The following is a 15,637-nucleotide window of genomic DNA, read 5'->3' as shown; positions in this document are numbered from 1 at the left end:
AACTCCAGCATTGTTTTTGGAGCGAATTATCTTAAAAGTTATATCGAACCTGGGCATACACCAGACTGTTATCTCTAAATTGTCCTAACACCGTATCATTTCTGCCCCAGAACCGATCACCACCTGCATTCAATTGCCAGTGATCATTAAGGTTGTAATTAATACGAACTCTCAGCATCTCATTGGGCTCTGGTGCAAAATAGAAACCTGTTACTTCTAACTTTAGATTGTCATTCAGGAGGTTAAGTGCATAGCGCAGCATAGCTCCATATTGATCACGCTCATATTGGTTACTGATGGTTTGCTGATAACGGTAAACTTCTCTCAATAATGGATTTGTTAGACTATCGGCAGATCTTAAGTCCTCCGTATGTTTATAGACACCTACTAAACTCACGGTGGAATTCTTCAATGCTAATTCTGGACCCATGACCACGGTCAGATTATTTTTTTTGTGCGTAAGATCTTCACTACCATTCGAGTCAGTTTTTGTATAGGCAGCTTCACCGCGCCATACGATATCGTTATGGTTATAACTGAAATCAAATCCATAGACGGACATAGAATTATTTTTCAGCTGCAATGTTGCCTCCCCTGTTGGAGATGCAGAAATAATTGACAGATCGGGCATGTGGTCCAAACCTGAGAAATACGATGCACCCACATCTAGACCATCTACAGAATAATCCCAGCGCATTGCAAATGCAGGACGGCTCTTCTTATCTATTTCATACTGGACACCAGAAATCTGACGCAATGGAATCACATCTGAACGACTACGCGGATACCACAATGCTGTCCATTTATTGGTTCCTGATTCAGGAATATATGTCAATTTAATTGTATCATTTCCAAGACGTTGATCTGTCTCATCGGGCACTAGGCGCGTATAGTCACGGGGTGATATATTATCTGTTGGATTAATCCCATCAGCTCTCCCCCAGACGACAATCTGGCGGCCAACATCAAGATAGAACGTCTGATCCCAGTTGTAAGAGGCGTACAACTCACGTAAGTTGCGATTCACCTTACTCACCTGATCTGGGTTTACAGTATGGTCCGTTTCGTCTCCAATATTTATGTCGTAATGGATCTTAAACTCAGGGTTAAACTTGAGCGTACCATTGGACCAGAAACTTGCTTGCCCAATGTTTTTTAACGAACTTAGATCACGATCTGATGACCAGACATCGAGTCTGGCTGAGTTCTGGCTCACAAAACTCATTTCGCTGTCATCTGCATAAGCATGCTGCAGTAGCATAAAGCTACTGCAGCATGCAAATACCCAATAGGCACCTTGCGTCATTTTTCAAGACTCTGAGGTGAGAAAAGCTTATCCGATAAGGTTTTTTCTGCGACAAAATCATTGACGATCACTTGTGTCATATGCTGAGTTTGCAGATTCTTCGCCATAGATTTCATGGCTTGCCATCTTGGTTTCACTTTGCCGTAAGGACGGATATCCGTGAACTCAATATGCTTTAACGGTTTGCCTGCTGTGTCCCATATATCGATGGTTGCTGTAACAAAGTTGTCTTTGAGTATGCACATGCGACGTTTGCTATAACCAAAGTCACTCTTCACCGTATTATTGATTGGCGTTGCTTCGATCATATAGCAATCTTTGCCATTAAATTTGCCATCTGCAAGTTTGGTGTACTTCCAGTCACTTAACTTATAGCCAAGTACATCACCATAACTAAAGTCCGTACCAATAAAAGCATCACCCTTATTCGCTGATGCAAGACGGCGTACTTTTTTCAATGCAGGCAAATAGACAAACATGCTATCACTGCCTTTTGAGTTCTCAATCAATAACGTCGTGGTTCCCTGTACATCTGCAGGCGAGATAAACTCGGTCAAACGCATATTGTTCTGAGTATTTCCAGCAAGCTTGGTCATATTTTTAGTCAAGCGCACACGTTGCTCGCCATTTTTAGAAGTCAAAATAAATTTGGCACTAGCACTTGAAGTCAAGAATTTAGAGGCATCATCACTACGATTAACAATATCTTGAACTTCATCTGCATGAGATGTTTTAGGTAATGGAAAGGTGAGCGCAGTACCTAACAAAAGGCTTGTCACAACAGTTTGTGCAACGGGGATGCTTTTCTTATTTGAGGAAAAGATGAAACGAGGTTTTAATATTAGAATCATTGTAGGTACCATAATTAAGGTTGCAAACACACTGAATAGCATCGCAATCACAATAAACATCGCCAGCCATTGATGTACGTGGAAGCCTTGCGACAACGACAATACGCCATACCCGCCAGCGACCGCAGTCGCGACAAAAAGAGAAGCCTTACCAGCAGTACTTAATGTTTTACGAATAGCATCTTTGATATCTCCCCCTTCTTCGCGCAAGATTTCACGCAAACGATAGAGGAAATAAATTGCATAATCAGCACCAATACCTACAGCCATGGCCGAGATAAGGGAATTTGGAATATTGAGCGGAATGTCGAGCCAGCCCATCACACCAAAGATGGCAAGAATTGAGAACAAAAGTGGTGTCAGAACAATCAGTCCAGCTGAAATCGAACGGAAGACCAGTGCTGAAATAAAGAATACGGCAAATGAAATTTGTAGAATGTTCATAAGCTTACCGTGAACCATTGTCTCAGTCAAAGCAATGGTTTGCGTTACGTCACCACCAAAACTCACTACAGCCTTGTCACCCAATTGAGCCGCCATATACGTTTTTAGCGACTCAAGGATTTCTTTGATACGGTGGTTGCTGCCCGTTTTCATAAGAATCGTGATCTTGGCATAGCGCTGAGTAGTATCAATGTAGGATTCAAAATCAGTCGGCTCACCAGACATTGAATACAACAGCAGATATTGAGCAACAACATCTTTGGTTGCAGGAACCTGAAATGCCTGTGGCTGATCGGCATTCATTGCCTGATTCATTCTTTTGATATAGTCCACAATAGAGATTGTTTTACCAACCTCTGGAATTGAATTCGCGAACTTCTCTGTATTATCAATCGCTTTTAGGATCTCTGGGTTTTCAATACCGTCACGAACCTTCGTATCGACCATAATATAAAGGCTGTTTGTGCCACCAAGTGACTGATTTAAGAACCTGTCATCCTGCTGCATCGGTAGATCACGTGAGAAGAAATTCCGACTATCGTTATCTACCACAATACGGCTCGTGCCGATCGCAAGAAAAACACCAATTGCCGCAATCACAGTCATTAATATCATTCGTGGACGAACTGACAAAATGGCATCGCCAATACGATTTGGAATCCAATCCCAGATCGGTAGCCCTTTGCGTTTGACCTTCGTAACCGAAGGCGGTGGCAACATTGAGCGTAGTGCTGGAATAAAAGTCATCTCAATGATCAGCGTACTGATGATCCCGATTCCAGTAAAAATACCGAATGAACGAATAGTTGGAATATTGAAGGTCAATAGAGAGAAGAATCCAGCCGCCGCAATTCCACCAGCCAGCACCATAACTGGACCAACACGAACTAAAGACTGCACCACAGCTTCGCTATTGGCAGCTTTAGGTTGCATCCCTTGAGCAATCAGACGATCAAAATCTTCATAGTAGCGTTTGAGCAACTGCACGGCGTGCCCTGCTGCAATAGCTAAAATCAGAATTGGCGTAGGTGAGTTGAAGATATCCATCGGCTGTTTGAACAGCCCCATCATGCCCATACCCCATGCCACAGCAAGCAAAGCTGTAACGAGTGGCAGAATCAAACCCTGCTTACTGCGGAATGCTTCAAAGTGCAACAATCCAATCACCAGTACGGCAATCGGGAACAAGATATTGATACGCTTAGAGTAATCTTCAGCTTTATCTAGATAGACAGGATTACCGCCGACACTGAGCGTCATATCTTTAGATTGTTCGCTTTCTACAATTTTGTTGATTGGAGCCATCATCTTCTGGAAGCCCTCTGGACTTTCCTCAAGCTCAAGCAAAATCGCAGCAGTTCTTTGATCTTTAGACACCACTGAATTCATATAAGTTGGATTCATTGCCAACACTTTTTTCAGTTGATCGATATCATCCTGAGTGACTGAACTGGTCGGCAATAATTTTTTGGCATCAAACCCTTCCGAATTAGCCATGATCCCTTTCGCTTGACGTGCAGCCAAACTCATCATAGTTGATCGAACAACGCCGGGGGCGTTGTCCACTTCTTCGGTAATACGTTTGACTTTTTCCAACACTTGCGGCTGATAAATATCACCTTGCTTCGGTGTAATACCGATCACGACCATATACTTGGAGCCGAATTTTTTTTCGATCAGCTTGGTCGAGGTGATATAAGGATGCCCATTCGGTGCAAGTGCACCTGGATCAATAATAATTTTTACGCCAGATGCAAGATATGCCAAAGCAATCGTCAAGAGCATGACCACTGTCAGTACAATACGGCGATGTCTGAGAATCCATCGCGCATATTGCTCCATCACTAGATGAGTCTTTTGAAGTGGTTTTTCGATCTCTTGCGATGATTCTTTGATCTCCTGCAATGGTTTTTTGATCTCTGGCGATGGTTCTTCAATCTTCTCCGATGTTTTTTCGACCTCTACCGATGGCTCTTCAATCTCTTGCATTTGCGTACTCACTGCCTCATAGGTTCCGCCCTTCTGAGCCAGCGCCTGAAGATTAGCAAGATCTTTCTTGAACTGGGCAAGAACCATTTTTTTTAGCAGTGCATTAGGAAATACACCAAAAAAGCCGCCCGGCTCTGCCTCAAACAACCACTCAATCCATGTACCTTCTGGATGCGGTTTGAAGCGATAAGTACCTTTGTAATAAAACGGTCCTTCTAGCACTTGGAAGGCATACAATTCGTTCGGTACCAGATGTGTAATTTCACCTTTAAAGGCCAACTCACGACTAGCAAAGCTCAAATTGAGTTCATACTTGCTGCCCACTCGCGGAGTTGTGTCTAGTAGCTCTGAATGCTTACATGACAATTGCCAGCTTGCATCATTGCCCGGGTTTGCAAGATATTTAAAAACCTTATCAATCTCGGCCGGTATAAGGAAAGCATGTTCTATGGTCACCATAGTGGTTCTACCTTCTTGTATTTCTTATGCAGGAATTGGATACATCTGATCAATTGCCTTGGCCACAGCCGCAACGTTCTCAGCGAACATAATCGATGAATGGTCACCAGGTAGATCCACTTGTGTAAGCGTATCTTTGATCAAATGATCCCAGCCGAGACTTTCCCCAAAATCTTCAGACTCATCTTTGGCTTTAACCAAGAGGATCGGAAAATCTTCAGGCTCTGGGAAATAGGTCTGTAGTGCGACGCCATTAGCCAAATAGGTATCAAAGTAAAGTCGGAAATCTGATGGGTTAGCATCCAGAGGTATGACATTGATGGCCTTAGCTTCTTTAAGAACATGATCAAACATGTGATCTGGACTCAATTCACGCAAGTATTGCGCTGATATCGTCAGCTTTTTGCCATAAGGCACAGCCAAATCACGAGCAAACCAAGACAAAAGCATGGCATCATCAGCATCTTCAGGCACATTCTCGGGAATTGGAGCACGTGTATCGATCATGACAATCCCTGTGACCTGCTGCCCCATTTGATGCAACTGACGACTGATCTCGTATGCAATCGCACCACCGAAACACCAGCCACCGAGGAAATAAGGTCCTTGAGGCTGCATTTTTTGCATTTCAGCAATATAGAGTGTCGCCATTTCTTCAATCGCCACTTCAGCAGCGTCTGCTTCAATCAGACCCGGAGACTGAATAGCACGTAAAGTACGATTCGGGTTGAGATGACGCGAAAGTTCCATATAACAGAAGGTACTGCCACCAATCGGATGGAAGAGCCATAGCGGCTGTTCATAAGTTCCGCGGCGCAGTTCGATTACGATTGAAGGCTTGATTTCTTTATTTTCACGGATGATCTCCCCTAAACTCTCAACAGTTGAGTACTGTGCAAGTAACGCAACTGATAATTCGGTACCAAATACCTTCTTGAGATGATTGACAAGTTTCACAGCCAGTAATGAATGCCCACCTAATTCAAAGAAATCATCATGTATACCAACTCGCTTGACTGACAAAATCTGCTCAAAGGTAGTACATAACTCGATTTCGATCGAATCGCGTGGAGCAACATAATCGTTGCTCTGCTCAAACACTGGCTCAGGGAATGCCTTACGATCTAACTTATTGTTAGCCGTCATTGGAAACTCATCCAATCGGATAAACGTACTTGGCACCATATAAGCCGGAAGATGGATTTGTAGAGTCTTTTTTAAACCAGCCATTTCAATATCATGTCCAGTCACATAAGCCACCAGTTTCTGATCATTGTCGGCTGTGGTCTTAACCAAGACTACTGCATCTGTAATACCATCGATCTGTTTGAGGACATTCTCGATTTCGCCTAGCTCAATACGGAATCCACGGATTTTGACCTGAAAATCCAGACGTCCGTGATGAGTCAAACGCCCATCCATTCGCAGACAGACTTTATCTCCGGTGCGATAGAGTCGACCAGCATTTGGTAGGGATGGTAAAGTTCTAAATTGTGCATCTGTCAACTCAGGTCGATGCCAGTAATCGACTGCAAGACCATCGCCTCCAATCCAGAGCTCTCCCATAACGCCTCGTGGAACCAATCGCTGCTGTTCATCAAGAACATAAAGCTGGGTGTTCGCCATTGGTTCGCCTAAATCAATATATTTGGCATCGGTGATGTGGGCTGCACTGGACCACACAGTTGTCTCGGTCGGACCATAGACGTTCCAAAGACAGCTGACTTTACCCAGTAGTTTTTCTGCGAGTACAGGATCTAGCGCTTCGCCTCCGCTAAGTGCAGTTAGATGTGGGATACCTTTCCACTCACTGTCCAAGAGCATTTTCCAAGAGGACGGCGTTGCCTGCATAACATTGATCGACTTCGCCTGCATATACTCAACCAGCAGGTTCCCATCTAGAGATATCTCACGTGGGCACACATGTACCACACCGCCATACATCAGTGGAATCAATAGTTCAACAACAGAAATATCAAACGCATAAGTAGTGATTGCTAATAACTGCATATCAGCAGTTGCTTGCAGCCTATCGTTTACAGACAACAAGAAATTAGCTATTGAAGGATGCCCAATACGCACGCCTTTAGGTTTACCTGTCGAGCCGGAGGTGTACATCACATAAGCGGTATCACCAAAGGCAAGCGTCTCACGTACTTGCTCAAGGGGCACAACACCAGCTTGATTGATATCTAGACGTGGTACAGAGACTGTAAGAGCATCCATCAAGTCAGTTTGGGTCAAGATGACTTTAGGTTCAGCATCTTCTACGATGTTATGCAAACGTTCTCTTGGGAAACTAGGATCCAACGGTACATATGCTGCTCCTGTCGCCCAGATTCCGAGGACTGCCGCGGGCAATAGCACAGTGCGGTCTACCATCAGACCTACACGATCCCCATTGGTAATACCATGTGCACGTAAATATTCAGCAATCCCAGCAATATGCTGACCTAACTCATGATAGCTGACAGCATGATCTCTAGAGGTCATAGCATGATTGTGACCACGCTCATCGATCTGCTTTAGAATCATTCCCAGTAGATCATGTCGAGGATAATCAGTCACCTGACCACGTAGATAGCCTAGCTGAATGCCATTCGCATAATCAGGTGCGATATCTAACTCAACGATCTTACGTTCAGGATGAGCCACCATTTCCGATAGTACAACTTGCAGTAGTTGCACCATATTCTCGGCAGACTCCGCAGAAAATATTTCAGAGTTATATTTCAGTACACCAACCAGTTCACCCTGATATTCACCGCCCATTTCTAGCATAATATCTAGTTGGCCTTCTTGTTGGCGGACTGGAAAGCTTCCTAGCGTCAAGTCTTGACCAGCTAAAGTAGCTGGATTCTGGATTGGTAAGAGTAATTCTTTAAACTCATCCAAACCACCTAGACGCTCCCAAAACATTCCAACTTGAGCCAATGGGTTGATACTGCCATCACGCTTTGGTGAAACAGCTTCAACCACTCTGGAAAAAGCAACTTTTTGATGTTTAAGACTCTGTTTTAATTGTTCCTGCACCTGCTGTGTAAATTGACGTAAAGTCTGATCAGTATCGATGTCTATGTTGAGAGCAATTGTATTGACAAACTGTCCTAGTGCATTGCGCAAAGAGCGTTCAAGTCGACCTGCTACTGCTGTGGCAACGACTAGATTATTTTCATTCGATAGTTTGTTCAGCAGGATATAGAAACCCGATAGTACAAGACCGAACAAGGTAATTTCATAATCTTTCGCCAAGTTTACAAGACCAGACGATACTGACTCAGGTACACGGAAAATTACCGAGCTACCTTTATGTTGTTGCACAGCTGGACGTGGATAATCAAGTGGAATGCTATGCACATGTGGAGCATGCTTTAACGCATTTTTCCAAAACAATAAGCTTTCATCAGCATCACCGATCACGTTGCTCTTCTGCTTATCTGCATATTGAGCGAACTCGATTCCGTTCACTACATTTGACTCTGTTACCAGTCCAAAACGCTTGCAGACATCACGCAACAACAGACCAATCGACCAGAAATCCATTAAGGCATGATGAATCACAACTGCAATCACATAGTGATTCTGACCACGCTCATAGCAATGGATACGCCACAACGGTGGCTGAGTCAGGTCAAACGGCTGCTTGGTGTCCTGTTCAACCAATTGTGTTAAATCAGAAGCTTCAACATGACGAGCATCAGAGAGAATGATATTAGGATATACACGATCCCAAATGATTTGCTCGATACCCTGATCATTGGCAGGCATGCTTACACGTAGTAACGGATAATCATGTAACACTGCTTCCAAAATTTCCATCGGCTTATTGCCTAATGGCTGGTTGACCTTCACATCAAAAGCCACCACCATATTGTAGGCACTGCAAGTTGGCTCAAGACGCTGGATATACCAAATACCAAGCTGTTCTGCAGAAATCGCATGACGCGACAGAATTTTTGGTTCTAGGCTCGCAATGTTATTCATGAAGCAACCCCCTGTTGCAACTCAGAAACCAGATATTCAGCCAATGCATTGATTGTTGGGTAATCCCATAGCAGTGTCGGCTCAAGTTCCAATTTTGTCAGATCTTCCAAGTCCCCAGACACAGACAAAGCAACGATCGAATCAAGACCATAACTGGTAAATTTTTGCTCTGGATCAATCGTCTCAGGCTCTACACGCATCTCTTTAGCTACTAGCGTACGAATGATCGCGCTCCAGTAAACTTTATCCTTATTCATGGGGTAATCTCCTCTTTAACTGGTTTGGCATCACGCGGTGCCAATGCGAAATCGATAACAGATAACATGTGGTTGGTTAAAATTCGGTCTAGCAAATCTGCTAATGTGCTTTCACGTAATGACGTAATAGGGGGAGATGTCTGCCCTTCCGCAGCATTTAGGAAAATGATCAACCATGCTCCATCCTTTAAAGCAGTCCTTAAGCCATGACGGTTAAAGACCCAGAAACCCAGCACAGCAATGCGGGCAAATAGCTCGGCGTAGCCTCGAGCGAGACTAAAACGCAACGTTTCAAACTCTTTGCTTTCCTCAGAGCTTGAAAAGTAATTCTGAATTTTTTGATCTAATGTACGCTGTTCAACCAGAAGCCGATCTGCATGCTCACGTAGCGTAGATAGCATTTCAGTAGACAACCCTACTGTGGCTTCGGCATCGTTGAGCATTTCAATGATTGTCTCCAGTGACTCCATCACCAAATCGCCATCTCGGTTGAAAATCTCAAGCCCACGGAAATCAATAGCGTCTGTCTCCACTTGTAAGTCATACAACTGGCGATAGCGTGCTTTAGCTTCAACTTGGTTGAGATGGTCGGCTTTTTTGCTACGACCTTTATTGGCAGATTTGAGCTGGAAACTCAGACTGTCTAGACAAACGGTGCTACTTCCGTCAAACACACTAACAATCAGATGGTCTCTGAATGCTTTCTGGTACATTCCATCTGCATATGCATTTCTTAAGAAGAAACGTGACCCAAGCACTGAAGAAGTGATCTTGGCAAGTGACTCTACATACTCAGGCACCAGTACCTTGACGATTGGCGACCATGTACTGAACTGATTAATACAAACGTGTAATCCGCGCGCGCCAACGAGTGATAACACCTCCGCTGCTAATAGATAGACATAGGCTGTAGCAAGTTGCTCACGCACCAGTGGAATGCTTATTACTTTTTTGTTATATAACTCGCGTTCGATAGCAAACTCGGTCGCGATTCGTAGCATCGTATCGCCAGCCCCCAGCGAGAAACTACTGCAATATGCACGCGTTACCTGTAGCGTCTTAAGCCCAAGCTCTAACCCTTGGCCCTCTTCACCGATCAAAGCATCTTTGTGAATTTCAGCGTTGTTAAAGCCAATACCACTAATATCTAAACCACGCATGCCCACTGTTGGTAGGCGATTCAGACTATAGGTTCCTTTAGAAGCCATATGACGCTTATCAAGCCAGAATGCGCTCAAACTACGTGGTCCACGATCGTTCGATGTTTTAGCGATCAGGCTTAAAGAGTCTCCTAAAGTGGCGCGGTTAATTGACCATTTTTCGCCATTTAAGATGTATTTACTCTCGGCAGGCTGTGCTGTCACTTCACTAGATAGTAGGTCAGCACCATGCGCTTTCTCGCTATAAGCCAATGCTGGAGCAGCACCACTCAAAATTCGGCTAGCAATGCTTTGGCATTGATTCACATTACCGCCGATCCACACAATCACAGACCAAGCATTCGTGCTATAAGTCGAATTGATGGTTAGATCACGTCGTGCCAACACACGATGCAGATATAGCAACTCTTCACCAATTTCCATACGACCTCCGAGCTCTGAAGGTACATAGAAACGGTTCATACCCACCGCATTCAGAAAATCAACAGCACGCTGAGGATATTGTTCCTTCTCATCACGCTCGATGGCAGCGGACCAAGAAAAATCGTTGTTGTTATCATGTACGGAGCCTAAAATTTGCTCCAGACGAGCAGCAGACTGAAACTGCCGCAAATTGGATGTCAGTGACATGGATTTTCACTCAAATGATTAAAGGGTAAGGGTTAAAACAAAGCACTTTTCAGACGATTAAAAATCAGCGTACGTACTTCACGTTCCTTGATCATTGAGTTGAGAAGATTGGAGCTATAACGAATCAGCTGCCCCCGCTGCTCACGATCACGGATGACTTCTAAGCCGTTTTTGACATAGTTTCGAGCAATCACCGTTCTACGGTTTGGATGGGTTAAACAGACCAATTGACCGCGTTCGATCTGCTCTTTAATTTTTCTTCTTCTAATTTTGCCGCTAGTAGTTTTGTTAATTCGGCCTTGATGTAGTAAATAGACGCCTTCTACAGGCAAACCAATATCAGCCGCCACTTGTTCTTTAACTTGAGTTCTGATGGTTTCAAAATTAAGTGTCTTATCTAAGGACTTTTTCTTAATCTCAAGTACAACCGTAACCCCTTCAGAATCAGCAAAGTTCACTGCCGCAACACAACCTTTACGAACAGCAGGATGTGCCATTTCAACAGAGCACTCGATATCTTGCGGGTAATAATTCTTGCCACGGATGATAATCACATCCTTAAGGCGGCCAGTTACATATAGGTCTCCGTCTTTGACAAAGCCCATATCACCCGTTCTCAAGTAGTGCACTTGACTCGGCTGACCCTCGTCATCAATGATAGTCGCCGCAAAAGTTTCCTGATTGACCTCTGGCTTCTGCCAGTAACCTGCTGTAACGCTCTCACCTGCTAGCCAGATTTCACCAACTTCATGAGCTGCTACTTCTTGACGGGTATGCGGATTGACAATACGGCAATCAATATGTGCCGAGATCTTGCCACAGCTCACCACTTGCACGGCGGTCGGATCTTGACTGGCCTGTATTAGATTGGCATTTAACTTGTCACGATCGATTGAAATTGCATTGAGAGGACCAGTCACACCACTAACTAAAAGCGTAACTTCTGCCAATCCATAGCATGGCAAGAAAGTATCTAGTTTCAGTTCCGACTGAGTATTAAACTTTTCCATGAAGCGTTGCATGACATGAGCTTTGATCGGCTCAGCACCATTAAACAGCACACGTAAACGGCTCAGATCAAGCGATGCAGCCTGCTCATCAGAGATACGGTGCAGACATAATTCATAAGCAAAGTTTGGTCCACCAGTAATCGTGACACCTTTTTCACTGATAAATTGCAGCCATTTTAGAGGCTTACGAATAAAATCTAGCGGTGACATGACATAGCAAGTCAGGCCCACATACACAGTTTGCAAAACTGAACCAATCAACCCCATATCGTGGTAAACAGGTAGCCATGTAAGACCAATATCTTCAGGTTGTGTGCCAAAAGCTTCAGCAATCATGACTTCATTTGCCATAATATTCTTATGGGTAACAATTACCCCTTTAGGCCAACCTGTTGAGCCTGAGGTATATTGAAGAAAGCAGATATCTTTTTCAGTAATAAGCGGAAAATCCTTTTCCACCAAGTCACGCTGCAATTCAGCATCAACGGCATGTAATATTAAGCTTTCATTTTGAGCTTTTAATGTGATCAAACCTGATAGCTCAAGAATTTTTTTGGTGGTGAGTACTATTTTTGGCTCACAGTCATTCATAATATTCAAAATATTAGAAAAACCATTACGATTAAAAGGTAGGCTGACGGGTACCGCGATAATTTTAGCTTTTAGACAGGCAAAGAACGATACGATAAAGTCCAACCCAGGTTCAAATAGCAACACAGCGCGATCGCCACTGTCTACAAGATTCATTAATACCTGAGCTTGATGTTGAACCAGAGCGTTCAAATCTTTATACGTAAGAGACTGAATACCACCCGATTGACGCCCTAAGTACTCGAAAGCAACCTTACTTCCATTTAAATTTGCGTGGGATTCCAATGTTGCAATGATATTATCCGTATCCATTACAGCCATAACTTACTCCGATTAATTATAATGCACCCTTAAAATTCGCTAATTTAGAAATTACATTTCTCGTCGGGGCTTTTAATAAAAATGAATATACTTTTTGTTTAAAATATAAATTCACATTATATTTTATGTGTGGGTGCCATTTATTACACCTGTAAGTGCTTACAGGTTGGCCTATATTTATAAAAATCGAGAAGCTGGACACCTTTTATAAATTGTCTTACTCATTTCTATTTTTTATTTTTGCAATTAGATTAAAAATTAAATTCATTTTTATCTTTACTTTTTTAGTATTAAACAAGTATCTAAAAGCTTTCAATCCATAAGCGAATTCTTAGCTCGTATAATTCTTTTATTGATATTTTAGTTTTTGATTTTTTGAGATTTAATTTCTTATAGCAATAAGCCATTTAAGTATAGATTAACAATCCACCTATATTATTCATTTAAAAATAAATCACACTTCAACATTATAATTTCTTACAAACAATATATAATTTTACAAATCAATATAATTAACTTTGACTTTCATATAAGATCATGAATAACAAAATAATATAGAACTAAATTTTCCCATTCGGTTTAATTTCAAAATAAAATTTAGATAAATAACTTTTATAATAAGTCGTGGTAACAATTAATTTAAAATATAAATATTACAAGCATTTACTTTATTCAGATGTATTATTTATACATATACTTTATAAAAGTCCTAACATCACAGCTCGGATAGCTGCTGAAATTTTATTATTCACATTTAACTTCTGCATTGAATTTCCGAGGTGAAAATTTACTGTTCTTTCCGTCACCCCTAGAATCTGGGCAATTTCTGCTGACGTTTTACCCTCAGCAGTCCAACGCAGTGCCTCTTTTTCTCGGTTCGTTAAATAAAGATTAAACTGAGCGAATTCCACCTCATTTACAACTTTAGCAATGCTAGAATGCACTGTCTGAGACAACCAATACATATTTGTATATTGTGCCTTTTGCTCTTTTTCCGACAATTGGTCACTGGATCTTGCGAGTGTTAACATCCCTCTGGTTCCAATAAAGTCACGACTTGACTGAGCCCAACCGACATTAAGGCCATAAGAGCGCGCCTCCTCCCAGAAATCTTTTTCTTCTTGTGTCTTTGCAGATTGGCTCGACCAGACAAGAGGTTGAAGTGATACCATACAATGCTGCACAGTTGGATCTACCTTCACATAATGCTGTTCCAAATAACGCTTTTGCCATGCTTCTGGATAATTATTCAACATAATCGTTTTTGGTTCAGCAATAGATAATGGCGACTGCATACCATAAGCACAATAATCAAATCCAAGCTTTGAAGCTGTAGATTTAACGATCTCAAACAGCTGGTATTCATTTTTTACGATCAGAAATTCTGATAATAAATCCTCTTGCCAATTTTCCATTTACTCTCATTAGACTCCATTCACAAATCATTTTTTGTTCAGTTGCATATTGTGAATTCAAACAATCCAATTGAAGCGTAGGTCTCTTCGTTTACCTTTATTTCAACAAAGCTTTTAAATACCTAATTTTATTTATCTGATTTCTCAATTTCAGATTTTGAATTCATCATCTAATTAACAACTCTTTTAAGCCAGATATGGTTGCAAATTATTCAGACAAACTAAATTTATGAGAGCTTCTAAGGTTGTTATATTCCATGTGCGGATTATGCTTGAAAAATTAAATTTTACAGGATGCATTTTATTCCAAAAAATAAGTATTTTAAAAAAAGATTAGAAGATCTATTAATTATTATTAATATTCAGTTTTCATTAATTTAATTAAACAATATTTTCTATCAACTATCTAGCCGGTATAATTTTACTAATTATTATGTAAAGAAACTAAATACACCTTTAATAATTTAATAAATCAAGCAATTACATTACAACTCACCTTGCTTAGGATTATTATTTTAACAATGAGACTTGATGCATACTAAAAGATCTACAACAACTCCAATCTATCTAGCATTTTTTAAAAGGCAGTTTGCATATTAAAACTACAAAATTCTCGTTTTTTCATAAGTAAGCCTTAATATCTGAATAACTCTCTAGTAAGAACAGCTTAACGGTGTATGCCATACAATTACATTTAACCTGTTAAACATAACAGTATTTTATTGGCAATAATTTATGTTATTTATCCATTGAACCCCAATTCAAGTCACTTGAACAGGTAGCATGGTCACCATCCCCCCTCATTTCTCAATATCAGCAGATGGTTTTATTCGACTGAATGAAAACCAGCTTATGAACTATCCACTCCAACATCTCATATCTATTGTTGAATCAACACAAATTGAAGATTCTCAAATTCTCTATTATGGTTTTACTGAATGGGCAACATCACTGCCCCCAGCTTTAAGTACGGGATGGGATTGGGAATTTATTGAGTACAATGGCATCACGAGTATAAAAAGAATTGGACTGCCTCGAAGCAATATTATGCTTGTTGATGTATCTGGTACAGATATTGGATTTGAAGTTACTGAAACACTAATTGAAAAGAAAATCGATACTTTGTTCTGGGAACAGTTCATTTATGCCCAAATCAATACAACCCAAACAATGGCTAAATTAACTCCATATTTCTCTTAGAAACCTGTAAATTCTTACAG

At 41.6% G+C, this 15,637-nt stretch carries 8 protein-coding genes; 1 reads left to right on the top strand and 7 read right to left on the bottom strand.

Annotated elements, in window-relative coordinates:
* Positions 1-31: 31 nt before the first annotated feature.
* The 7 genes from ACTJJH_RS13940 to abaR form a co-directional block, all read right to left on the bottom strand.
* A complete protein-coding gene (locus ACTJJH_RS13940) occupies positions 32-1,306 on the bottom strand; it encodes a DUF1302 family protein (protein ID WP_130625802.1) in 1,275 nt (424 codons plus the stop codon).
* Positions 1,303-5,049: an outer membrane lipoprotein-sorting protein gene (locus ACTJJH_RS13935; RefSeq protein ID WP_440601309.1), complete on the bottom strand. Its 3,747-nt coding sequence runs from the start codon at positions 5,047-5,049 to the stop codon at positions 1,303-1,305. Before ACTJJH_RS13935 ends, ACTJJH_RS13940 begins: the two co-directional genes overlap by 4 nt.
* A 24-nt stretch (positions 5,050-5,073) precedes the next feature.
* On the bottom strand, positions 5,074-9,033 hold the full coding sequence (locus ACTJJH_RS13930) for a non-ribosomal peptide synthetase (protein ID WP_440601308.1): 3,960 nt from the start codon (positions 9,031-9,033) through the stop codon (positions 5,074-5,076).
* Entirely contained in the window at positions 9,030-9,290 is a 261-nt protein-coding gene (locus tag ACTJJH_RS13925; RefSeq protein WP_002118032.1) for an acyl carrier protein, read from the bottom strand. The genes ACTJJH_RS13930 and ACTJJH_RS13925 overlap by 4 nt, the downstream gene beginning before the upstream one ends.
* Entirely contained in the window at positions 9,287-11,062 is a 1,776-nt protein-coding gene (locus tag ACTJJH_RS13920; RefSeq protein ID WP_440601319.1) for an acyl-CoA dehydrogenase, read from the bottom strand. Before ACTJJH_RS13920 ends, ACTJJH_RS13925 begins: the two co-directional genes overlap by 4 nt.
* Before the next feature lie 50 nt (positions 11,063-11,112).
* Positions 11,113-13,002 (bottom strand): fatty acyl-AMP ligase, encoded by a 1,890-nt coding sequence (locus ACTJJH_RS13915; protein WP_440601307.1) that lies wholly within the window; start codon positions 13,000-13,002, stop codon positions 11,113-11,115.
* 698 nt (positions 13,003-13,700) lie between these two features.
* Positions 13,701-14,417, bottom strand: coding sequence for a LuxR family transcriptional regulator AbaR (gene abaR / locus ACTJJH_RS13910; RefSeq protein ID WP_057085479.1), 717 nt, complete (start codon positions 14,415-14,417; stop codon positions 13,701-13,703).
* A 783-nt stretch (positions 14,418-15,200) separates the two neighbouring features.
* On the opposite strand from abaR, the gene ACTJJH_RS13905 reads away from it, so the two are divergent.
* Positions 15,201-15,617: a DUF4902 domain-containing protein gene (locus ACTJJH_RS13905; protein WP_311082243.1), complete on the top strand. Its 417-nt coding sequence runs from the start codon at positions 15,201-15,203 to the stop codon at positions 15,615-15,617.
* The last annotated feature ends 20 nt before the right edge of the window (positions 15,618-15,637 follow it).

Origin of the sequence: Acinetobacter sp. 22301 (genome assembly GCF_052045285.1) — a bacterium.
Lineage (GTDB): Bacteria > Pseudomonadota > Gammaproteobacteria > Pseudomonadales > Moraxellaceae > Acinetobacter > Acinetobacter pittii.
This window is presented reverse-complemented; position numbering and strand designations above follow the sequence as displayed.

Bases quoted from the DNA above. Each gene is read 5' to 3' on its own strand.
- abaR (WP_057085479.1), bottom strand. From the start codon at position 14,417: ATGGAAAATTGGCAAGAGGATTTATTATCAGAATTTCTGATCGTAAAA.
- ACTJJH_RS13925 (WP_002118032.1), bottom strand. From the start codon at position 9,290: ATGAATAAGGATAAAGTTTACTGGAGCGCGATCATTCGTACGCTAGTA.
- ACTJJH_RS13930 (WP_440601308.1), bottom strand. From the start codon at position 9,033: ATGAATAACATTGCGAGCCTAGAACCAAAAATTCTGTCGCGTCATGCG.
- ACTJJH_RS13935 (WP_440601309.1), bottom strand. From the start codon at position 5,049: ATGGTGACCATAGAACATGCTTTCCTTATACCGGCCGAGATTGATAAG.
- ACTJJH_RS13905 (WP_311082243.1), top strand. From the start codon at position 15,201: ATGGTCACCATCCCCCCTCATTTCTCAATATCAGCAGATGGTTTTATT.
- ACTJJH_RS13915 (WP_440601307.1), bottom strand. From the start codon at position 13,002: ATGGCTGTAATGGATACGGATAATATCATTGCAACATTGGAATCCCAC.
- ACTJJH_RS13940 (WP_130625802.1), bottom strand. From the start codon at position 1,306: ATGACGCAAGGTGCCTATTGGGTATTTGCATGCTGCAGTAGCTTTATG.